The sequence below is a fragment of the Phyllobacterium sp. K27 genome, from assembly GCF_054796155.1.
The window spans coordinates 1,327,537-1,349,126 of sequence record NZ_CM139240.1 but is presented as its reverse complement, the minus strand read 5'-3'; the positions used below and the strand labels follow the sequence as shown (position 1 = coordinate 1,349,126).

Below are 21,590 nucleotides of genomic sequence, written 5' to 3'. Positions count from 1 at the left end.
TCGGGCTCGACAAGCTCACCATAAGGATGGTGGATAGCTTGCAAAGATTGGCAACTCCGCCTTCTTCTATTGTAGCCCACTCACAACCCTCATGGTGAGCTTGTCGAACCACGCACAATTCCAATGCTTGTTAAATCTCTTCGCGCAGGTGGTAAGATTTTGGTCTCGTCAGATTGCCATATCCAATGGCTGACATGGCCGCCCCTTTGCCCGTGTCTTTAACGCCGGTCCATACCAGCGCCGGATCGATATAATCGCAGCGATTCATGAACACAGTACCGGTTTCAATCCGGTCCCCGATCAAAGCCGCGTGATCCGTATCGGTCGTCCATAGCGAGGCCGTCAGGCCATAAGGGCTATCATTCATCAAGGCAACAGCCTCTTCGTCATTGCGCACTTTCATGATGCCAACAATTGGCCCGAAGCTCTCCTCGCGCATAACGCTCATCTGATGATCGACATTGGTCAGCACTTCCGGAGCAAGATAGGGCGAACCCGCCTTGTCGTTTGCGACAGTCATATTGACATGGGCCTTCGCCCCCTTGCGAAGCGCCTCTGCCTTCTGTTCACGGATGAGTTCGGCAAAGCGCGTCTGCGCCATTGGCCCCATTGTCGTCGCTTGATCCAGCGGATTGCCCACTACATACTGCTTGGTCAGATCAACAAAGCCGTCAACAAATTGGTCATAGACTTTTTCATGCACATAGATGCGCTCGATCCCGCAGCAACATTGACCGGAGTTGAAAAACGCACCGTCAACAAGATTGGCAACCGCATGATCCAGATTAACGTCCGGCAGCACATAGGCCGGGTCTTTGCCACCAAGCTCCAGCCCTAATGTCATGAACGTGCCTGCTGCCGCCTTTTCGATGGCGCGACCACCTCCAACTGATCCGGTGAAATTCACATGATCAATACGGCCGGAAGCCAATAATTTTTCCGTCTGTGCATGGCCAAGCACGATGTTCTGAAACACACCTTTTGGCAGTCCGGCCTTCTCAAATGCTTGCGCGAATCTTTCGCCGACCAGCAAGGTTTGCGCCGCATGTTTCAGGATCACGCTATTGCCTGCCATCAGTGCAGGAATGATCGTATTGACCGCTGTGAGATAGGGATAATTCCACGGCGCAATGACCATGACGACGCCAAGCGGCACATGCTTGATGTAGCGGCGGAAGCCCGGCCTATCATTTTCGACGATAGGCGCAAGCGCCTGCTCGGCAATCTTGACCATATAGCGCGTGCGTTCTTCAACGCCGCCTTTTTCACCACCGTAACGAACGGGGCGGCCCATCTGCCAGGCAATTTCCGGCACGATTTCGTCATTCATGGCCAGCAATGCATCGAGTGCTGCAAGACAAAGCCGCCCGCGCTCGGCAATGCTGGTCTGGGCCCATTGGCCTTGAGCCTGTTTGGCAGATTCAACAGCCGCATCAATCGCCTTGTCGCTGGCGATCGGGCGCTCGGCATAAACAGTGCCATCAATGGGCGTAATCAGCTTGACCGTTTCGGCCATATCAAAACCTCGTACTTTCGTTTTTTAGAGCCCCTCCCCGTCGCTTTGGTAAGACGTTGAGCCTGTCGTCCCTGTAATCGTCAAGTTTGGAAATTCTCAAACTTGGCTCCAACGTCCCTCCCCCTTGTGGGGAGGGAAGCTGCGTAGCAGCAGGGAGGGGCCTTCTCTATTTTCAGTTCTTCAATACCGTTCGAAGCCGCGATGCAACTCCCAATCTGTCACGCGGCGATCATATTCAAACTGTTCCCATTTTGCCGTGTGGACATAGTGCTCGACGACGTCCTCACCCAACGCTTCCTTGAGCATTTTTGAACGCGCCAGCGTATCGGTTGCCTCGCGCAATGTCTTCGGAATTTCGCGCAGTTTTGCCCCGCCATAGGCATCACCCTGAAATGGCTTGCCCAGTTCCAGCTTCTCATCAATACCAGCGAGGCCAGATGCAATCAGCCCCGCGAAAGCGAGATATGGATTAAGGTCAGCCCCGCCGATCCGGCACTCGATGCGAATGGCTTTTGAACCCTCCCCACACAGTCGAAAGCCCGCCGTGCGATTATCAAGGCTCCAGACGCTCTTTGTTGGCGCGAATGTACCGGCCTGAAAGCGCTTGTAGGAATTGATGTAGGGCGCGAGAAAATAGGTGAAATCATCGGCATATTTCAGCTGCCCGGCCACCCACTGCCGCATCAAAGGCGACATGGTATATTCCGCGTTCTTGTCATAGAAAAGCGGCGTCTTGCCGTCTGCGCTCCACAATGAGTTGTGGACATGGCTCGAACTGCCAGCAAGTGCATAATCATACTTCGCCATGAAGGTGATCGCCTTGCCCATCTGGGTGGCGATTTCCTTGCAGCCATTTTTCATGACCACATGGCGGTCGGCCATTTCCAGCGCTTCGGCATAGCGCACATTGATTTCTTCCTGACCCGGCCCCCATTCTCCCTTGGAGTTTTCAACTGGAATACCCGCATCAAACAAACCATTGCGGATGGCGCGCATCACCGCATCTTCCTTGGTCGTCATCTGGATCACGTAATCTTGGATATAGGGCGAAGCTGTTGCCATGCCCTTCCAGTTTTTTGCTCGCGCGGTCTCATAGGTCTCGTCGAAAAGATAGAACTCAAGCTCTGAAGCAAAATAGGCCAGATAACCGCGATCCTTCAGCCGCGCGAGCTGCCGTTTGAGAATGGCGCGCGGCGAATGCGAAAGGTCTTCATGATGGTGATGATCGAGAATATCGCATAGCACCAGAGCACATTTTTCCAACCACGGAATATGACGAATAGTCGTAAGATCAGGCTTGATGACAAAATCGCCATAACCCTGTTTCCAGCTTGCCGCCTTATAGCCCGGCACCGGCTCCATATCGATATCATTGGCGAGCAGATAGTTGCAGCCATGCGTTTCGTCATGTGCGGATTCAACAAAGAAGCTGCCGTGAAAGCGCTTGCCGATCAATCGGCCCTGCATATCGACGAAACAGGCCAGAATTGTATCGATTTCACCGCTGCTTACGCGGCTTTTCAGTTCGTCAAAGGTCCAATGTCCGGGCATTTTTTCCTCGATAGAGCAAGTGGAGCGATGATGCTGCGTCCGGCCTGTTCCGGGCGCAGCTTTATTTATAGCCTGTCAGGCCGTTTCGACATGTTCGAGCGCGAACTCTTCTTCCGGTGACAGGATGAGTTTGTGCCGTCCGATAAAGGCGAAGTAAGCGATGAACACTGCGAACCAGACAGCGACACCCAAAATACCCTGTCGGTAGACCGGATCGGTTAACTGGAAGTAGAGCGTCACAATCGCGATGATGATCGTGAGCACGGCACCCGTAATACCGAACGGGTTACGGAATGGCCGTTCGATATGCGGATAGTTTTTGCGCAGCAGGATGAAGGATACAGCCTGCATGATGTAGCTAAGCATCGCTCCAAAGACAGCCATGTTCAGCAGCGTGAAACCAATGGCAGCACCGCCACGCTCGGAACCGAGCAGGAACCAGAGGCTGAGGATCACCAGCAAGCCCAGAGCAGCACCGGCTATCATGGCAACATGCGGTGTCTTGCGTGTGCCATGCGTGACCGACAGAACCGTAGGAAAATAACCGGCACGGCTTAGCGAAAATATTTGGCGCCCCTGTGCAAAGATGATGGTGTGGAATGATGCGATCAGCCCGAGCACAGCCACAAGAGCAAGGCCTTTGGCGATGCCTTCGCCATAGATGGCCTTAAAGCCGTCCAGCAATGGTTCACCCGATGAGCCGAGTGCAAAAGCCCCGATCCCGACCACAGAAGGATTGAAAGTCAGGATTGCGAAAGCGGAAACGACCAGCGTCAGAACGCCGAAAATGATCCCTTTGGGCATATCGCGCTTTGGATCAATGGATTCTTCCGCAGCAAGTGGCAACTGCTCGATCGCAAGAAACAGCCAGACAGCAAATGGCAGAGCTGCAAGTGCGCCCGTAATGCCGTTGGGAAGAAACGGTCCGTTTCCTTCCGGAAGCTCGACACCGCCAGGTCCGATATTCATCGCCCAGCGGGAGAAGTCCATATGTCCGATAGCCGATATCCAGAAGACCACCAGACACGCAAGCGCAAGGATGGTCACAATCAGCGTCACACGGAATGACAGGGCAACACCCCATATGTTGAGAGCCAGAAAAACAATATAGGCCGCAACCCACCAGACGGGCTGAAACTCCGCTGACGTGCCGAATATCCCAGTCAGGTAAGAGCCGATGAAGAACACAATCACCGCTGGTGTCAGAACATATTCAACATTCTCCGCCAGACCGGTCAGAAACCCGCCCCAAGGCCCCATCGAGGTCCGTGCGAACGAATAGGCTGCGCCCGTGTGAGGCAGGGCGGGAGACATTTCCGCAATAGCGAAGGTCAAACCAAGATACATGATGGCAATGATGATCGTGGCGATGAACATACCGCCCCATCCGCCCTGAAGCAGGCCCCCATTCCAGCCCGAAAAATGACCTGAAATGACGGCGCCTACCCCGAGGGCCCAAAGGTGCCATACATTCGCATGTCGAATGAGCTGGCGCTTCTCGAAATATTGCTTGTCGCGCGTTTGGTACGCGACACTCCCAACTACCTTTTTATTGTCTGCACTTGCCATGATTATCCCCTTTAATTGATGTTCAATTGACTGTGAGTGCATGCCCGACCGCCGCATAATGGCGGACTATTCAATTCTTCCCCAAGGTTTCCTGTAAGATCAGAGCAAGTTTTTCGCCCCAGTGTTTTTCCTCATGCGCATTGGTGATCAGGTCATTGCGTAGTTCGACCATCACACATAGATAGCCTGCCGCCCGGGCGTGACGCTCGAGCGTGTAATAAACGCGGTCGGCAGGAGAGTAGGGTTCGTTGTCCCCTATGCTCAAAGTTTCATCACGCTTCAATACGGTGATAAGGGGTGCAGAAAGCCTCTCATCGGCATCGTGGATGATTCCGATATGCCAGGGACGCGTCACACCGCGATAGACCGGCGTATAGCTGTGGACCGCCACGAAAACGGGATCTGGCAGCCCCGCCTGCTTGCGTTCGCGCACCAAACGCTCAATCGCCGCGTGGTAAGGTCTGTGCGAGAGTTCGATACGCTCCTGCCGCGCCGCTTCGCTGAGATTCTCGTTGGCCGGAATAATCGTCGATTCGCTCAGCGATGGCACCAGGTCTGGCGCATCCAGCGGGCGATTGCAGTCAATGATCAGGCGAGATACGCAGCATTCGACAAGCGGCGCATCAAGCAGTCTGCTCATGGCGGCACTGACACCAAGCGCACCTGGATCCCAGGCAATATGTTTTCGAAGATCGCTATCCTGCAATCCGAGAGTGCCGAAACCGTCCGGCACATAATTGGACGCGTGGTCGCAAAGAATGATGCATGGGCCCGCGCCATCCGGATTCGTTACCCGAACGGGAGCCCACTCTTTCGTCACTGCCTGCGGCGCACCGCTCGCTATGGTCCGGCCCATTTTTGCCCTTTTCGGCAAACTGTACTTTACGTTACATTTTATGTTTTTATTTCCACTCTCGTATGATTTGATACATAACAATCAAAATTGTCAAATCGGAAATTTACGTTTCAAAATTCGGACCGGGGAAACAGACATGAGCACCAGCATTTCCGAGCTGATCGCAGAAAAGATTGACGCGATGCCAGCCTCGGAGCGCAGGGCGGCGCAAACGCTTATTGCCAATTATCCGCTCATTGGCTTGAGAACTGTTGCTGAGTTTTCAGGTCAGGCTGGTGTATCCTCGCCAACCATCCTGCGTTTCGTCTCACGGCTTGGCTTTCACAGCTATCCGGAGTTCCAGAGCGCCCTGCAAGAGGAACTAGCAGCACAGGTGCAATCGCCGTGGAATCGCACAGCCACCATCCAGCGACCAAAGGGTGATGTAACGTTTCCACTCATGGAAGCGGCAATTGAGAACATCCGCGAAACATTCCAGCATCTTTCAGCGCAGCAGCTTGATGACGTGACGGATGCACTGAGCCGCAATCGCGCCCGCCTCTACCTCCTCGGCGGACGCTTCACTGATCCCATCGCCACCTATATGGCAGCGCATCTCAAGATCGTCCGGCCCGGGGTCACGCATCTAACGGGGCAGGAAAGCCACTGGCGCGATCAATTAATCGATATGGGCAAGAAAGATGTGCTGCTCATTTTCGATATCCGCCGCTATCAGGATAGTCTGTTGCAGTTTGCCGAAAAGGCGCAGGCGCGCGGCGTGGAGATCGTGCTCGTCACCGACCAATGGCTCTCTCCGATCGCGCGTTTCGCCCGCCATGTCATCGCTGGTCGGACCGCTGTGCCCTCCCCTTGGGATTCGTCCGCCGCACTCTTTCTCATCGCAGAAACTTTGATTGCGGAAGTCACGCGTAAGCTTGAGCAAAGCAGTGCAAATCGCATCCGCGATCTGGAGCAATTGCGCGATAGTTAGATTTTCTCGAGGACAAACCATTGCCGCCGACGCTCATTGATATACTAATGCTGTCCCGGACTCGAAAAAGGCACCTGTGCCGTTCATCCGGATGAAATTATCGCACTATGCCCTATTGAATGTGTAAGGACCAAAATCATGCAGCAAGCTGACATCGGATTGATCGGCCTCGGCGTCATGGGTGCCAATCTGGCGCTGAATATCGCCGAGAACGGTTATCGCGTTGCGGTTTTCAACAGAACCGTTGCCAAAACAAACGAGTTTTATACCGAAGCAGGCGAGCTACAGGACAAGATCATCGCGTGCGAAACGCTTGAGGATCTGGCCAAAAACATCCGCGCGCCGCGTCCTATCATTCTCATGGTCAAGGCTGGCGAGGCCGTTGACGAGCAGATTGCCGCGCTCAAACCCTTCCTTGCCAAGGAAGATATTATTATTGATGCAGGCAATGCAAACTTCCATGACACGGTACGCCGTCTGGCGGAACTGGGTGCGAACGATCCGACATTTGTCGGCATGGGCGTTTCCGGCGGTGAAGAAGGTGCGCGTCATGGCCCGTCGATCATGGTTGGTGGCACGCCTGAATCCTATGCCCGCATTGAGCCGGTTTTAACGGCAATTTCTGCAAAATACGAAGGCGAATCCTGTTCAGCCCTGCTCGGCCCCGATGGGGCCGGTCATTTCGTCAAGACGATCCATAACGGCATTGAATATGCCGACATGCAGATGATTGCTGAAGTCTATGGCGTGTTGCGCGATGGCCTTGGTCTTTCATCCGAGGCTATTGGCAGGATTTTCCACAAATGGAATGAAGGCCCGCTGAACTCCTATCTCATCGAAATCACCGCCAAGGTTCTGCTCGCCACTGACAAGAAGACCGGCAAGCCTGCCGTCGATGTCATTCTCGATAGCGCCGGTCAAAAAGGCACTGGCCGCTGGGCGGCTATTGAAGCGCAGATGCTGGGCATTCCGGCCACCGGCATTGAAGCTGCGGTTGCCGCCCGTTCGATCTCGTCCATGGTCGAGCAGCGGGGCGAAGCCGCAAAGGCCTATGGCGATCTTGGCATGACCAAACTCTCCGATGGCAGCCAGGCATTTATCGATTCACTGGAACAGGGCTTGCTTGCTGGCAAGATTGCGGCCTATGCGCAAGGCTTCGATGTCATGGCAGGCGCATCAAAGGAACGCGGCTGGGACATCCCCCTTGCAACCACTGCCCGCATCTGGCGCGCAGGCTGCATCATCCGCTCGCAATTCCTCGATCAGATTGCAGCCGCTTTCGAAGGCAGTGAAGGCACCAATCTTCTGCTGGTCCCGGCCTTTGTCGAGCGCATGCAGTCAGGCTCCAAATCCTTACGCAAGATCGTTGCCGAGGCCTCGCTCGCTGGTCTGCCCGTTCCGGCACTTTCCGCTGCCCTCAACTATTTCGATGGGTTCCGGCAGGCACGCGGCACAGCCAATCTCATTCAGGCGCAGCGTGATTTCTTCGGTGCGCATGGCTTCAAACGCCTTGGGGAAGAAGGCGATTTCCATGGTCCTTGGTCCGATGCTTAATCAGTTTCTATAATATTGTTCGACACGTTCATGAGCTAGCAATGAACGGGCTTGCAATATTATCAGTGCGTGGTTCGACGGTGCTCACCATGAGGAATGTTGTTGACTGCAAAATATACTCATCTTGGCCGAATACAGTTCTTGCAATCAAACCACCTCCCTCATGGTGAGCTTGTCGAACCACGCACAGCACCCATGCAGCAGAATAGATAACCTCAATAGAAATGGGGATTGCCGTTCGCATCACGGCAATCTTGCACTACTGGGCGGAGCAGCATGAATCCGCCCCCATGCCCGGCGCAATTGCCTTGCCGACGCAAACCCGGTGCGATCTGCCACCCCTTCCATATCCAGCCGCGTATTGCTCAATATCTCCCGCGCCAAAGCGACTCGCAGGCGGTTGAGATATTCGGGAATACTCATTCCTGTGTGTTCGTTGAAAAGGCGTGAGAGGTGCCGTGGACTTGTTGCCGCGATGTCAGAAAGCGACTGCAACGTCCAATTCTGTGCCGGATCAGCCGCAAGCTTGTCCTGAACGCGGTGAATCGCGGGATGAATGTGATTGCGCCCGTCAAGCCAGGGCGACCATTGCGGATCAGAGCCGCTGCGCCGCAGATAAACCACCAGATAGCGTGCAACGGCGACGGCGCAGGCAGGCCCGGCAATTTGCCCGACAAGATGCAGCATCAGATCAATCCCTGCCGTGATACCGGCGCTTGAATAACGATTGCCGTCTTCGACATAAAGCCGGTTGTCAAAAACCCGTGCCGTGGGCACCTTTTCACGCAGTTCATCGACTAAGCCGAAATGAGTGGTGCAAGCATATCCATCGAGAAGACCCGCGCGTCCTGCAAGCAAGGCACCTGAACAGATCGTCACCAGTTTTTGCGTGCCGACGAAGTGTGCCTGCAGCCAGTCAATAATATCTTTATCCCCTTGGCCCTGCACTTCCGCATGGGCAGTCGCCGGAGTGTCCAGCAGCGTCGTCGTATCACCTGCAAGCACAATCATGGCATCGGCCGGAACATTCTCCGGTAATGGCTCTATCCCGCTTATAGTCAGCCCGATGGATGTAGTGACATGAGCGAGCGGGCCGACATAACGCACATTGAAGCGCACCGAATCCTGATCGAAATTCGCCTTGCGCAACACTTCCACTGGCCCAGCAATGTCCAGGAGCAGTGCCCTTGCGGGCACCACCACCAGAACATCGATATTTCTTGGTTCAATTATACTCATGCGGCCATCGCGCGTTCTGCTCCGCTCAAGGCCTCGTCAACCGTAACAATCTGCGCAAAGCGACCGGCAAGAACCAGTTCGGTACGAGCCTTGATTTCATCAGCGCTGAATATGCGGCCATCGGGATGTGTCATGGCAAAGGTCAGCGTTGCTTCGGAGACAAACTCCACCTCATAACCCAAATCTGATGCATGGCGCGTCGTCGTCTCACAGCACTGCTCCGTGCGGATACCGGCTATCAACACTTTGCGGATGCCGTTTTCGATCAACCACACGTCAAGCCCGCTCCCGACAAGGGCGCTATGGCGGGATTTGTTGAACACGGCATCGGCATTAAATGAGACGGGTGCCAGTGGCTTGATAAAGCCGGAATCCAGCGCAAATGGACCATCGCCATCAACGTGAAAAATCCGCACTACAGGCAGGCCCTTTGCCTTTGCCCCATCAATCAAACGCTGAATATTGGCGATAAAAGGCTGGGCTTCTGCCTCGTTCCAATAATCGCGGTGGCGGAATGATTCTTGCACGTCAATAACGATTAGCGCTGTGTTGGCGGACATTTTCGGATTCTCCTGTCTGTTGATACTATAAGAATAAAGCTTGATATGACAGGCCGATACGCATGAACCGGACGAAAAGCGGACAGAAAACGCCAACATATGGCAGATCCGGTACACTGTCTTCATCTGGTAGACAATCCATCCAATAGTCAGAGCTTCTTTTCGTTGGCCCAGTACCCATATTGGGGCAATAAAGTCATCAAACGAACCGGATACAAGCAGACCGGACGGAAAGGTCATCCATGTCAGTCAATAGCTATCAGAATCGCACTCATCTTGCCGAACACCCGGGCCAGCCCTTGCTGTTTGTCTTTCATGGCACAGGAGGCGACGAAAACCAGTTCTTCGACTTCGGAAGGCAATTGCTGCCGGATGCTGGCATTATCGCGCCGCGCGGAGACGTATCAGAACATGGCGCATTTCGCTTTTTCCGACGGACTGGCGAAGGCGTTTATGACATGGACGATCTTGCTATGCGCACTGATGCGATGGCGGATTTCATTCGTGCCCGCAAGATCGAGGCACGGCCATCCAGGGTTATCGGCCTTGGCTATTCCAATGGTGCAAACATTCTTGCCTCGATCATGCTGAAACATCCGGGCCTGTTCAATGACGCTGTGCTGATGCATCCGCTAATCCCATGGCAGCCTGGCCCCCAACAGGGTCTTGCGGGCAAGCGTGTGCTGATCACCGCCGGACAGCGTGACCCTATCTGCCCACCTTCATTGACGCAGGACTTTGCCGATTATCTGATTGCACAGGGTGTGGAGACTGAGCTTGCCTGGCACCCCGGCGGCCATGAAATCCAGCAGAGTGAGATCGCCGCGATCCGAAGTTTTATAAAATCGTAAATCCCACTGGCACGACCATTGTGCGTGGTTCGCCCTTCGACAAGCTCAGGAGGGCTCACCATGAGGAAAGTAATTGATTGCAGGGAGCCATATTCTTTGGCGTTGATGACTATTTTGCAGCCAGCCACCTTCCTCATGGTGAGCCCCGTCGAACCACGCAGGAGCTTGCTGCAAATGTAAAAAATCCCGCTTATTTCACCGAGTGACAATAAGCGGGATTAGTGTTTACCTCGAAAAGCGCATTGCCACCGGCAATATTCTGATAGCAGAAGAGCGCTTGCCCTTGGCAGTCAACAGGCCATGCGCACCGTCAAGATGTCCGGCTTTCAGTTCCAGCGCCAGAAAGCGATGGCGCTCAACAGGCCCCGGCATCGCAAGACCGGCCGTCTTCGTGCCGTCAAATCCGAAACGCACGTAATATTCCGGATCACCCACGAGCAGAACCGCACCATGACCGAGGCGCGCGGCTTCTGCAGTTGCGTGGCGCATGAGTGCAGCACCGATTCCGTGGCCCTTGAGCGTTGGTTCGACAGCCAATGGTCCGAGCAGCAAGGCGCGCACGGGTTTGCCTGATGCATTATGTCCCGCCTGAATGTCCCAAAGCCGGACAGTGCCCAGCAAAGCGCCATCATTGCCATGCGCAACAAAAGTCAACCCTTGCGCAGGCAAGCGTCCGCGCCGGAGCTTTTCAGAAGATTTCCGGCGGCGTCCCTCGCCCATCGCACGGTCGAGCAGAGCCTCGCGGGCTTTTTCGTCCTGCGCGGTTTCATTGCGGATAGTGAAAGCCTGCAATCCATCAGGGTGCAGATTTTGTTCGATATATTCTGCGGCGTTCATTGTCTTGACCAATCAATCATAAGGATGCGTCATCACGCTATGCGGGGACGAGAGACCTTTTGAGAGTTCTGCCTGATGAGGGAGCTGGTGCGGTTTTCGAGAACCGGAGCGCAGTGGACTTTCTTGTCCATGAGCACCGGAAGCGGAGAAAATCACATCAGATACCCATCAGGGTGAACTTATCAAAGGTCGCTTAAATTACGTATGATCGGAGTGGCTCGAAGCCATTGAACGCAACAGCCGAGTAGGTCGTGGTGTAAGCGCCAGTTCCCTCGATCAGCACTTCGTCGCCAATAGTCAGCGAGATCGGCAGCGGATAGGGGTTCTTTTCGTACATCACATCGGCACTGTCGCAGGTCGGGCCAGCAAGAACGCATGGCTCGGAAACATCGCCATCGCGCGGCGTGGTGATCTGATAGCGGATTGCCTCATCCATCGTCTCGGCCAGACCGCCGAACTTGCCGATATCGAGATAGACCCAGCGCACATTGTCATTGGCGGCCTTCTTCGACACGAGCACGACCTCGGCCTTGATGACACCGGCATTACCAACCATGCCACGGCCCGGCTCGATGATTGTCTCTGGCAGGCGGTTGCCGAAATGCTTGCTCAGTGCTTGGAAAATGGCCTGGCCATAGGCCTGTGCAGTTGGCACATCCTTGAGGTAACGGGTTGGGAAACCACCGCCCATATTGACCATTTTCAGCGTAATGCCTTCCTTGGCAAGCGCATCGAATACTTCCTTGGCATCGCCGAGCGCACGATCCCATGCAGCAAGATCTGTCTGCTGCGAACCGACATGGAAGGAAACGCCATAGCTTTCGAGGCCAAGCTGCTGGGCGGAACGAAGTACATCGACGGCCATTGCAGGCACGCAGCCGAACTTGCGCGACAGCGGCCATTCGGCGCCGGCACCATCGGTAAGAACGCGGCAGAACACGCGCGCGCCGGGAGCAGCACGGGCTACTTTTTCGACTTCCTCGACGCAATCAACAGCAAAGAGGCGAATACCAAGTTCGAAGGCGCGGGCAATATCGCGCTCTTTCTTGATCGTGTTGCCAAAGGAAATACGATCTGCAGTGGCACCGGCATCAAGCGCCATTTCGACTTCGGCAACCGATGCCGTGTCGAAACTGGAACCGAGATTGCTGAGCAGACGCAGAATTTCCGGCGCAGGGTTTGCCTTCACCGCATAAAAAATCTTCGACTCTGGCAAGGCCATTTCGAAATTGTGGAAATTTTCGCGCACGACATCGAGATCGAGCACCATGCAGGGGCCGTTCGGGCGTCGGGTATTGATGAAGTCGATAATGCGCTGCGTAGCCATGTTATGCTCCAATTCCATAGCGGCTGGTATGGCCGCTCAAGCAGGTGCAATTTCCCGGGACTCGCCCGTCGAAACTGCTGAGGACAAAGTGCATGAATCCATCCCCCGCGAAGCCAGCCTTTGGAGATGCTGAAAACACGGACGAGTTCATGCGGCGGTGGATCTGCGCCAATCGGCATCGATCCGCTTTGTCTGCCTTGGTTTGGATGTTCCCATCCGCACTACCGGCAATGAAGGTGTGCCTCTTCAGTAATTCTCGGCTTTTGGACAGCCGAAAGAGACCGACTAGGCCCGCACCGTCGTTGCTTCAGATGTCCTCAGCTTTGGCAGTTGGCTGCTAAGCTGACTGGAGGGGTTAGTTCCAGGTACCATACCGTTTCCTCACCATAATGAAGATCGGCGGACACCCATGGGCACGTGCGACTTTGGGCAAGGGCGATATAAGGCGGAATATGTGTCCAATCAATGACAAATATCGATTGTGACAAAGTTTTTTATTCATTGAACAAACAGAGGGAAATCACGTAGAATCTTTGAACGATGACCATATCAAAGCCCCTGAACGCCCTTTTGGATTTACCGCCCGTCAGCCTTTCTTCGGGCAATGGCCCCTTGAGCGGTGAAACTTTGGCGGTCAAAGACATATTTGACGTTGCCGGTTTACCTACTGGCTGCGGAAACACGCAAAAACAAACCGAATCACCACGCGCCGACACCACCGCCCCCGCCGTCCAAAAGCTGTTGGATGCTGGCGCGGTGTTCATTGGCAAGGCCCAAACCGACGAACTGGCCTTCTCGCTCATGGGGCAAAATGCTCATTATCCTCACCCGGTAAATCCCAAAGCACCCGATCGCGTCACTGGCGGCTCTTCGTCGGGTTCAGCTTCAGCAGTTGCGGGCGGATTGGCCAGCATAGCCACCGGCACCGATACGGGCGGCTCCATTCGCGCTCCCGCCAGCTTTTGCGGTCTGATCGGTCTGCGCACCAGCCATGGACGCATTTCGCTTGAAGGCACGATGCCGTTGGCACCTACCCTTGATACATTTGGCTGGTTTTCCCGTGACATTGAGCTTTATGAAAAAGTCGGCAATGTCCTGCTCGGGCCTGACGAAAGTGACTTCAAGCTGAACCGCCCACTTTTCATCCCGCTATTGGAGCATCTTCTGGTCGGCGAGGCAGAAGATGCCGCCTACCGGCAAATGTACAGACTGGTCGCAGACAATCTTGGTCATGCCCGCTCTGCCCGTCAGTCAACCGCATCCATGGACGACCTTTATCTTTGCTTCCGGCAGATTCAGGGTTTTGAGGCTTGGGCCGCCCATGGAGCATGGCTATCTGAAAAGGATCGCAATCTGGGGCCTGAGGTCAAAGAGCGCTTTGAATATGCTGCGGCCATTGATCTTGAAACCTATCAGGCTCAAGCCAGGCGCCGGGCTCTTTTCACCAGCGAGCTTGGTGATCTGTTGCAGGACGATGGCGTATTGATCATGCCGACCGTACCCGGTGCAGCACCCCTGGCAGCAATGCCCTTTGAGGAACTTCAGGCGTATCGCGAACAGGCCCTGCGCTTGTTGATGCTTTCCGGCCTGTCAGGCTTTCCGCAGATCACTTTGCCGATCGGGCAGGTTCACGGCGCGCCATTTGGCATTTCCTTGCTTGGGCCGAAGGGCAGCGACATGGCGCTCATCCGCCTTGGCCGCACGATTCTCCAATCGGCAAGGGCAAGCTGATGGACACCCTCACCCGCATGCGCGCCTATGTCGATGTCGTGGAGGCAGAGGGGTTTTCAGCAGCGGCGCGCAAAATCGGACGTTCCAAGGCACTTCTGTCCAAATATGTACGTGAACTGGAAGATGAGCTTGGTGCCTTGCTTCTCAATCGCACCACGCGGCAATTTTCGCTGACGGAAGCCGGTCACACCTATTACCAGCGCGCCAGTGAAATTCTGCGTGATGTCGAAAACCTGAAGGAAACGGTTCGCGACACCAGCAGCGACATCAAGGGTCGGATCAAGATTTCAGCGCCGCGCACATTCGCCGATGCGGATATTGGCCAGTGCCTTATCGATTTTTGCGCCGAACAACCGGATATAACGCTGGATGTTCGGCTCGATGACCGCTTTGTCGATCTGGTGGAGGAAGGCTTCGACCTCGCCATCCGCATCACCCGCATGCAGGATTCATCGCTGATCGCCAAGCGCATTGCCCCGTTTCGGGTCACTGCCTGCGCCTCGCCCGCTTTGATTGAACAGACTGGCGTTCCTCAGCGTCCGGAACAGCTTGGCTCATTGCCCTGCATCGTTGATACCAATAATCGCTCGCGCAATAGCTGGCAGTTTCACAATGAAAGCGGACCGATGCTTTCCGTTCAGGTGTCCGGACCAATCGAGATCAACAGTCCGCTCGCCGCGCGTCGTGCCGCTCTTGCGGGACTTGGCTTTGCCATGCTGCCGGATTTTATCGCTGCGCCGGATATTGCCAGCGGCAAGCTGGTAGCCGTGCTTGAAGAATTCGCCATGCGGGACGCGGGTATTTATGCGGTCTACCCGCACCGGCGCTACCTGCCTGCCAAGGTCCGCGTGCTTGTCGATTACCTGGCAAAATGGTTCAAGGACAACCGTAAGGTGTAAAACACAGGGCTTAATGTTATATCGTCCCAATTTCGCCAAGTTCGGGATGTCCTGTGCCACAATAACAAAGGTCGATTCATGCAGCAAAAACGCGCGGTCTTCATGGCAACCCTGGCTTTGGGCATGACCCTTGCCACGCCTGCCTATGTCCATCCGCATGTCTTTGCCGAAGCGCGGCTCGACATTACAATCAAACCTGACGGAACCGTTGAGAAGCTCGGCCATGTCTGGCGCTTTGACGATATTTTTTCCAGCACCGTCCTGGTGGAATTCGACAAGAATGGCGACCTCAAGCTGGACGAAGCAGAATTGGCGTCACTGGCAGAAACCATCAACGCCTCGATTTCCGAATTCGACTATTTTCAGTCCGTCCAGCTCAATGACAAGAAGGTTGTCATGGAAGCGCCAAAGCATCTGATCGCGGATTTCCAGAACAACCAGTTACTGATCATCTTTGAGAGTGCCCCCAAACAACCGCTCAAGCTTGGCGCAAAAACCAGCTTTGGCGTCTATGATCCGACATTTTATACGGCCATCGACTATGTCAACGACTCGGATGTGCATGTCACGGGACTGCCCCCGACTTGCAAGCAGAAAGTGGTCCGCCCAAATCCGGATGAAGCCATTGCGCAAAATCAGGGCACATTGACAGACGCTTTTTTTAACGACCCCACCGGCACCGATATGACGAAAATTTTTGCCACAAGGCTTGAAATTGAATGCCCCTCCCAAGGGTAAAAGGATAAATGATGCGGAAATCGATCTGGCTTTGTGCGCTTCTTGCGCTCACGCTCTTGGGCGGACATGCTCTGGCGCAAACCTCTTCGCTTGGCATCGGTATGAATGAAGTTGCGATGAAGCCGACAGGCCCGTTTGCCGAACTCATTTTCTGGGTCAATACACAGCAGCGCGCCTTTTATCTGGCCATGACAAAGGCTCTCAAAGCCATGCGTGAAGACCCGTGGCAAGCTTCAGTTCTCGTTGGCCTGTCCTTTCTCTACGGCATATTGCACGCTGTTGGCCCCGGTCATGGCAAGGCTGTCATTTCATCCTATATGGTTGCCAATGAAACGACCTTGAAGCGCGGGGTCTTTCTGTCCTTCGCCTCGTCCATGTTGCAGGCTCTCACAGCCATCTTCATTATCGGTCTGACGTTTCTTGTGCTCCGCGGCACCACTGTGTCCATGGACGATGCAACACATGTCATGGAAGTGGCGAGTTTCGCGCTGATAGTGGCCTTTGGTCTGACCTTGCTCTGGCGCAAGGTGCCACGGCTTTTTGCTGCCAATGCCCCACATGCACATGCACATGCCCACGCCGGGCACGCGCACCATGACCACGCCCATCACGGTCACGCCCATCACAATCACCATGCGCACCGCCATGACCATTCCCATGCGGCGGGCCACGTCTGTGAAACCTGTGGTCACAGCCATGCACCCGATCCAGCCATGATTTCCGGTGATTTCAACTGGAAAACCGCTTGGGCAGCAATTATTGCCGTTGGCCTGCGCCCTTGTTCCGGCGCGCTGATTGTTCTGACTTTCTCGCTATTGAACGGTCTGGTCCTGGGCGGAATTCTATCGGTTTTCGCTATGGCCTTTGGCACATTCATAACGGTGGCAATACTGGCAACTTTGGCCGTCACCGCCAAGAATGTCGCCTTGCGCATATCCGGCGAAACGGCGCTTTCGGGCCGGGTTCAGAATGTTATCGAAATTGGTGGCGCACTGTTCATCGTGCTGATTGGCTTGCTGCTTCTGACGGCTTCGCTGTCCTATTGATTATTATTGCGGCGCTGGCTTCTGGCGCGCAGCCAGAACACGACGAAAAAACCGAAAACGAAAATGAGGGCGAAAATACCGGCAGCCAGCGGTGACTTGTCGCCAATTGCCAGCATCATGTTCGGCATAAGATAAGCGACAATGCCAAAACCAAGCATGATACAGGCTGCCGCTATAGCCGCATTTCGGGTTTTCGGGTCCATCAACATCACCACTCAGTTCGATATAAGTGGCGTTGTAGCCCTATCCGGTCGCAAAGCAAGTATTCCGGCAAATCTTTATATGCGTGGTTCGCCCTTCGACAAGCTCAGGAGGACTCACCATGAGGAAGGCAGCGGGCTGCAGAAATTGCTGAGGCCCTTGCAACCCACCATCTCCCTCATGGTGAGCTTGTCGAACCACGCACGCTTATCTTGCAGCAAGCCGAAGCTCTTCCAGCCGCTTGATCTGCTGTCCCTCGGCATCAAAATTGTCAGGCGAAAGCCAGGCCTGATAGGCGGCTTTCAGTGTCGGCCATTCCTTGTCCGTCACTGAATACCAGGCTGTGTCCCGGTTCTGGCCTTTCTGCACCATATGCTGGCGAAAAATACCCTCGAATGTGAAGCCAAACCGTTCCGCAGCGCGCTTTGAAGGTTCATTACTATTATTGCACTTCCATTCGTAGCGCCGGTAGCCAAGCACGTCGAAAGCATATTCCATGAACAGATATTGCGCTTCCGTGGCCGCAGGCTTGCGTGCAATTAACGGGCCCCAGTAAATATTACCGATCTCGATACTGCCATGCGCCGGATCGATTCGCATCAAGGCTTGCCGTCCTGCAACTTTGCCGCTGGCCTTGTCGATAACCGTATAGAACAGCGGATCCTTGCTCGCCTCGACCTTTTCCAGCCATGGCGTCATCGCCTCCCGGCTCTCCGGTACATCTTCGAAAAGATAGCGGAACCGGCTTTCCGCATCAGCAACCGTCGAGGCCTTGTAAAGCCCATCGCCATGTTTTGCCGCATTGATGGGCTCAAGGCGCACATAACGCCCCTCAAGCGGCGTGGGAGCAGGAAGAGGTCGCGGGGTCCAGTCTTTCAGATCGGTCATGTAAATCAGGCCCTATTTCAAAAAGCACGTTTGACTTGTTACGATACTCCCCGCACAAAGCAGAAGTTGCAAATTGTATGTGAGACAAGAAAATGCTGCGTACCATTTCGGGCTTCGACCGTATAGGCGAAGAAAATGCCTTTGCTGTCCTCGCTCGCGCCACGGCCCTCAGCGCTCAGGGCAAAGACATCATCAATCTCGGCATCGGCCAGCCGGACTTCAAGACACCGGCCCATATTGTCGAGGCTGCCATCAAGGCACTCAAAGACGGTCATCATGGCTACACGCCCGCCAATGGCCTGCTGGCAACGCGCGAAGCCGTCGCACGGCGCACGCTAACTATGACAGGCGTTGAAGTCTCGCCGGAAAACATCATCATCGTGCCAGGCGGCAAGGTGACGATGTTTGCCGCGATCCTGATCTTCGGCGAACCCGGTGCGGAAATCCTTTATCCCGATCCCGGCTTTCCCATTTACCGCTCGATGATCGAGTTCACAGGCGCCAAGCCGGTTCCTGTGCCTATCCGCGAGGAAAACGGATTTGCTTTCTCCGCCGAGGAAACGCTGTCTCTGATTACGCCGAACACGCGGCTTCTGATCCTCAATTCACCTGCGAACCCGACTGGCGGTGTAACGCCAAAGTCGGAAATCGAGAAACTGGTGAAAGGTCTGGAAGCCCATCCGCATGTCGCAATCATGTCCGACGAGATTTACGATGTCATGACCTATGATGGCGAAGAACATTGCTCGCTCCTGTCCTTTCCGGAAATCCGTGACCGTCTGATCGTGCTCAATGGCTGGTCGAAGACATGGGCGATGACAGGCTGGCGCATGGGCTGGTCCATCTGGCCCGATCAGCTCTATGACAAGGTGCGCAAGCTGGCGGTCAATTGCTGGTCTTGCGTCAATGCACCAAGCCAGTTTGCTGGCATTGCCGCGATTGATGGCCCGCAGGACGATGTCGAAAAAATGTGCAAGGCATTCGACAATCGCCGTAAAATCGTTGTCGATGGTCTGAACAGCCTGCCGGGGATCAGTTGCACCACGCCAAAGGGCGCGTTCTACGCCTTCCCCAATGTCAAGGAAACCGGCTGGCCCGCCAAAAAGCTGGCAGCGGCACTGTTGGATGATGCAGGCGTTGCTTTGATCGGCGGCCCGGATTTCGGCATTCTCGGCGAAGGCTATATCCGCCTCTCCTATGCCAACTCGGAAGAAAACATCATCCGCGCCATCGAGCGCATTGAGAAGTTTCTGACAAAATAAGCGGGCGTATCCGCCCGCTTCAATATGGTGCGTGGTTCGCCCTTCGACTGGCTCACCATGAGGGAAGTTGGACTAGCAAGAGAGTCAAAGCTTTGCAGCGATGACGACTCTTATGCAGCCTGCTTCTTCCCTCATCCTGAGCTTGTCGAAGGACGCATTACATAAATGCCACAACTCAATTAGGCGTAGCAACTTTCGCCTGACTTACCGTTGCCTCAATATGGTCAATCAGGCTGTCCGGCAGCTTGAGACGACCGGCCAACAGATCGAGATAACCGCGCTCGCCGCGTGTCTTTGGATCAATGGCGAGACGGGAAGCCGTATAAAGCTCGACCTTCTGCTCGTCCGTAACGGCGGCTGCAACCAGCGCATCCACATCAACGGGAGCGCTGAGTTCGGCGTTCAAAAATGCCTGCGTGTCGCTGTTCATGCCGGAGAGCGAGAGCTTTTCGAGAATTCGCGCGCGCTCTGCTTCATCGACCATGCCATCGGAACGGGCGGCGGCGATCATCGCACGCACCAGAACCAGCGCAAACTCATGCTCTCCTTGTGGTGCTGTCTGCGGATCAAAACCTGAATTGCTCGGCGGTGGAAGCAATTCGCCTTCCATGGGAGCCTGTGCGGTTTCTGCCGGAGCCTTGCCCGATTGATAGTTCTGATAAGCCTTGTAAGCCAGTCCTGCCACTGCGGCGAGACCACCGAGCTTCAATGCACCACCGGCAACTTCGCGGCCCGTACCCGTACCAAGCAAAATCGCTGCCAGCGCACCTGCTGCGAGAGGATTGTCCTTGGCCATTTGCGTCGCCTTTCCGGCTGTGTCGCGCACCGAGGTTCCTACGCCGGGGATATTGCTTCCCAGGAAATCGTTCAAAATCTTTTTCGGGTCAAGCATGCATATCTCCCTCTTGGTCGCATGAATTGGCTGGTCTTAGTTAGGAACAGCTTCATGGCATTGCAATGACAGGGGAGGATTTGTGGCTCGCAATCACGACGTGCGCGGTTCGCCCTTCGACAAGTTCAGGACCCGATATGCTCTTTCAATCCGCGTTCCCGCGCCAAACGCACCTGTTTTTGCCGTTCCGCAAAGCGGGCGCGATCTTCATCCGTGCGTTCATGATAGCAGTTGGGGCAGGAAATGCCTTCCGCAAACAGCGGCGACAGCTTGTCTTCCGGCGCGATGGGATTGCGGCAGGCGTGGCAAAGTTCCGCCTCGCCTTCGATCAAACCGTGGCCTACAGACACGCGCTCGTCGAAGACAAAGCACTCGCCTTCCCAGCGGCTTTCGTCAGCGGGCACGTCTTCCAGATATTTGAGAATGCCACCCTTGAGATGAAACACATCTTCAAAGCCGAGGCCTTTTACAAAAGCGGTGGCTTTTTCGCAGCGGATACCGCCGGTACAGAACATGGCAATCTTTTTGCCTTCCAGCTCTTCGCGGTGGTTTTCCACCCATTGCGGGAATTCGCGAAATGTTTTTGTCTGCGGATCAAGTGCGCCGGTGAAGGTTCCGATAGCCGCCTCGTAATCATTGCGCGTGTCGATGATCACGGTATCCGGGTCCGAAATCAGTGCATTCCAGTCTTTTGCAGGCACATAGGTTCCGACACTTTGCAGCGGATCGATATCCTCGACACCCATGGTGACGATTTCCTTTTTCAGGCGCACTTTCATGCGCTTGAAAGGCATTTCGCTGGCATGGGAATATTTCAGCTCCATCCCCGCTATTGCCGGTTCTCTTTCAAGAAAATCCACAAGCACCTTGATCGCGGCAGCCGATCCCGCAACTGTACCGTTAATGCCTTCCGCCGCCAGAAGCAGTGTGCCTTTTATACCTTGCGCGCAGCACAGTTTCGCCAGCGGTTCCTGTAGCGACTGGTAATGATCCAGCCGCGCAAACCGGTATAGTGCAGCCACAGTAAAGGGCAGATTGGAAGAATGATCTGTCATGATGGCATTCAACTACTGTGCCACAACGTCAATTTCAAGATATTTGCG

At 54.7% G+C, this 21,590-nt stretch carries 20 protein-coding genes; 8 read left to right on the top strand and 12 right to left on the bottom strand.

Annotated features, from left to right (window positions below):
* Window positions 1-130: 130 nt before the first annotated feature.
* The 4 genes from ACYJL1_RS06525 to ACYJL1_RS06510 form a co-directional block, all read right to left on the bottom strand.
* Window positions 131-1,516 (bottom strand): aldehyde dehydrogenase family protein, encoded by a 1,386-nt coding sequence (locus tag ACYJL1_RS06525; RefSeq protein WP_460897572.1) that lies wholly within the window; start codon window positions 1,514-1,516, stop codon window positions 131-133.
* Between the two features lie 180 nt (window positions 1,517-1,696).
* Complete coding sequence (locus ACYJL1_RS06520) at window positions 1,697-3,067, bottom strand: glutamine synthetase family protein (protein WP_460897571.1); 1,371 nt, start codon at window positions 3,065-3,067, stop codon at window positions 1,697-1,699.
* Between the two features lie 75 nt (window positions 3,068-3,142).
* Complete coding sequence (locus tag ACYJL1_RS06515; RefSeq protein WP_460897570.1) at window positions 3,143-4,636, bottom strand: amino acid permease; 1,494 nt, start codon at window positions 4,634-4,636, stop codon at window positions 3,143-3,145.
* Between the two features lie 70 nt (window positions 4,637-4,706).
* Window positions 4,707-5,492: an N-formylglutamate amidohydrolase gene (locus ACYJL1_RS06510; protein ID WP_460897569.1), complete on the bottom strand. Its 786-nt coding sequence runs from the start codon at window positions 5,490-5,492 to the stop codon at window positions 4,707-4,709.
* Window positions 5,493-5,628: 136 nt separating this feature from the next.
* On the opposite strand from ACYJL1_RS06510, the gene ACYJL1_RS06505 reads away from it, so the two are divergent.
* Entirely contained in the window at window positions 5,629-6,462 is an 834-nt protein-coding gene (locus ACYJL1_RS06505) for a MurR/RpiR family transcriptional regulator (RefSeq protein WP_460897568.1), read from the top strand.
* A 138-nt stretch (window positions 6,463-6,600) separates the two neighbouring features.
* A complete protein-coding gene (gene gndA / locus ACYJL1_RS06500) occupies window positions 6,601-8,016 on the top strand; it encodes an NADP-dependent phosphogluconate dehydrogenase (RefSeq protein WP_460897567.1) in 1,416 nt (471 codons plus the stop codon).
* Window positions 8,017-8,259: 243 nt separating this feature from the next.
* On the opposite strand, the gene ACYJL1_RS06495 is transcribed toward gndA, so the two are convergent.
* Together ACYJL1_RS06495 and ACYJL1_RS06490 are read right to left on the bottom strand one after the other, a co-directional pair.
* Entirely contained in the window at window positions 8,260-9,255 is a 996-nt protein-coding gene (locus tag ACYJL1_RS06495; protein ID WP_460897566.1) for a GlxA family transcriptional regulator, read from the bottom strand.
* Entirely contained in the window at window positions 9,252-9,815 is a 564-nt protein-coding gene (locus tag ACYJL1_RS06490; RefSeq protein WP_460897565.1) for an isochorismatase family protein, read from the bottom strand. The genes ACYJL1_RS06495 and ACYJL1_RS06490 overlap by 4 nt, the downstream gene beginning before the upstream one ends.
* Before the next feature lie 242 nt (window positions 9,816-10,057).
* Between ACYJL1_RS06490 and ACYJL1_RS06485 the strand changes: the two genes are divergently transcribed.
* On the top strand, window positions 10,058-10,666 hold the full coding sequence (locus ACYJL1_RS06485; protein ID WP_460897564.1) for an alpha/beta hydrolase: 609 nt from the start codon (window positions 10,058-10,060) through the stop codon (window positions 10,664-10,666).
* Between the two features lie 225 nt (window positions 10,667-10,891).
* Here the strand turns inward: ACYJL1_RS06485 and ACYJL1_RS06480 are convergent, their stop codons facing one another.
* Window positions 10,892-11,503 carry a GNAT family N-acetyltransferase gene (locus ACYJL1_RS06480; RefSeq protein WP_460897563.1) on the bottom strand — a complete coding sequence of 204 codons (612 nt, stop codon included), beginning with the start codon at window positions 11,501-11,503 and terminating at the stop codon, window positions 10,892-10,894.
* Between the two features lie 193 nt (window positions 11,504-11,696).
* On the bottom strand, window positions 11,697-12,830 hold the full coding sequence (odc2, locus tag ACYJL1_RS06475; protein WP_460897562.1) for an ornithine/lysine decarboxylase: 1,134 nt from the start codon (window positions 12,828-12,830) through the stop codon (window positions 11,697-11,699).
* 540 nt (window positions 12,831-13,370) lie between these two features.
* Here odc2 and ACYJL1_RS06470 point away from each other — a divergent pair.
* The 4 genes from ACYJL1_RS06470 (at window position 13,371) to ACYJL1_RS06455 (ending at window position 17,244) form a co-directional block, all read left to right on the top strand.
* A complete protein-coding gene (locus tag ACYJL1_RS06470; RefSeq protein ID WP_460897561.1) occupies window positions 13,371-14,561 on the top strand; it encodes an amidase in 1,191 nt (396 codons plus the stop codon).
* Window positions 14,561-15,460 carry a LysR family transcriptional regulator gene (locus tag ACYJL1_RS06465; RefSeq protein ID WP_460897560.1) on the top strand — a complete coding sequence of 300 codons (900 nt, stop codon included), beginning with the start codon at window positions 14,561-14,563 and terminating at the stop codon, window positions 15,458-15,460. The genes ACYJL1_RS06470 and ACYJL1_RS06465 overlap by 1 nt, the downstream gene beginning before the upstream one ends.
* A gap of 78 nt (window positions 15,461-15,538) precedes the next feature.
* A complete protein-coding gene (locus tag ACYJL1_RS06460; protein ID WP_460897559.1) occupies window positions 15,539-16,198 on the top strand; it encodes a DUF1007 family protein in 660 nt (219 codons plus the stop codon).
* A gap of 11 nt (window positions 16,199-16,209) precedes the next feature.
* Entirely contained in the window at window positions 16,210-17,244 is a 1,035-nt protein-coding gene (locus ACYJL1_RS06455; RefSeq protein ID WP_460897956.1) for a nickel/cobalt transporter, read from the top strand.
* Here ACYJL1_RS06455 and ACYJL1_RS06450 read toward each other — a convergent pair.
* Together ACYJL1_RS06450 and ACYJL1_RS06445 are read right to left on the bottom strand one after the other, a co-directional pair.
* Window positions 17,238-17,447, bottom strand: a complete 210-nt coding sequence (locus tag ACYJL1_RS06450) for a hypothetical protein (protein ID WP_460897558.1) — start codon at window positions 17,445-17,447, stop codon at window positions 17,238-17,240. The genes ACYJL1_RS06455 and ACYJL1_RS06450 overlap by 7 nt on opposite strands.
* Before the next feature lie 205 nt (window positions 17,448-17,652).
* The gene (locus tag ACYJL1_RS06445; protein WP_460897557.1) at window positions 17,653-18,333 is read right to left on the bottom strand and encodes a GNAT family N-acetyltransferase; all 681 of its coding nucleotides are present in this window, start codon (window positions 18,331-18,333) and stop codon (window positions 17,653-17,655) included.
* 92 nt (window positions 18,334-18,425) lie between these two features.
* Here ACYJL1_RS06445 and ACYJL1_RS06440 point away from each other — a divergent pair, with 92 nt between their 5' ends.
* A complete protein-coding gene (locus ACYJL1_RS06440) occupies window positions 18,426-19,595 on the top strand; it encodes a pyridoxal phosphate-dependent aminotransferase (protein ID WP_460897556.1) in 1,170 nt (389 codons plus the stop codon).
* 175 nt (window positions 19,596-19,770) lie between these two features.
* Here the strand turns inward: ACYJL1_RS06440 and ACYJL1_RS06435 are convergent, their stop codons facing one another.
* Both ACYJL1_RS06435 and trhO read right to left on the bottom strand, forming a co-directional pair.
* On the bottom strand, window positions 19,771-20,487 hold the full coding sequence (locus ACYJL1_RS06435; protein WP_460897555.1) for a tellurite resistance TerB family protein: 717 nt from the start codon (window positions 20,485-20,487) through the stop codon (window positions 19,771-19,773).
* Window positions 20,488-20,612: 125 nt separating this feature from the next.
* Window positions 20,613-21,542 (bottom strand): oxygen-dependent tRNA uridine(34) hydroxylase TrhO, encoded by a 930-nt coding sequence (gene trhO, locus ACYJL1_RS06430; protein ID WP_460897554.1) that lies wholly within the window; start codon window positions 21,540-21,542, stop codon window positions 20,613-20,615.
* Between the last annotated feature and the right edge of the window lie 48 nt (window positions 21,543-21,590).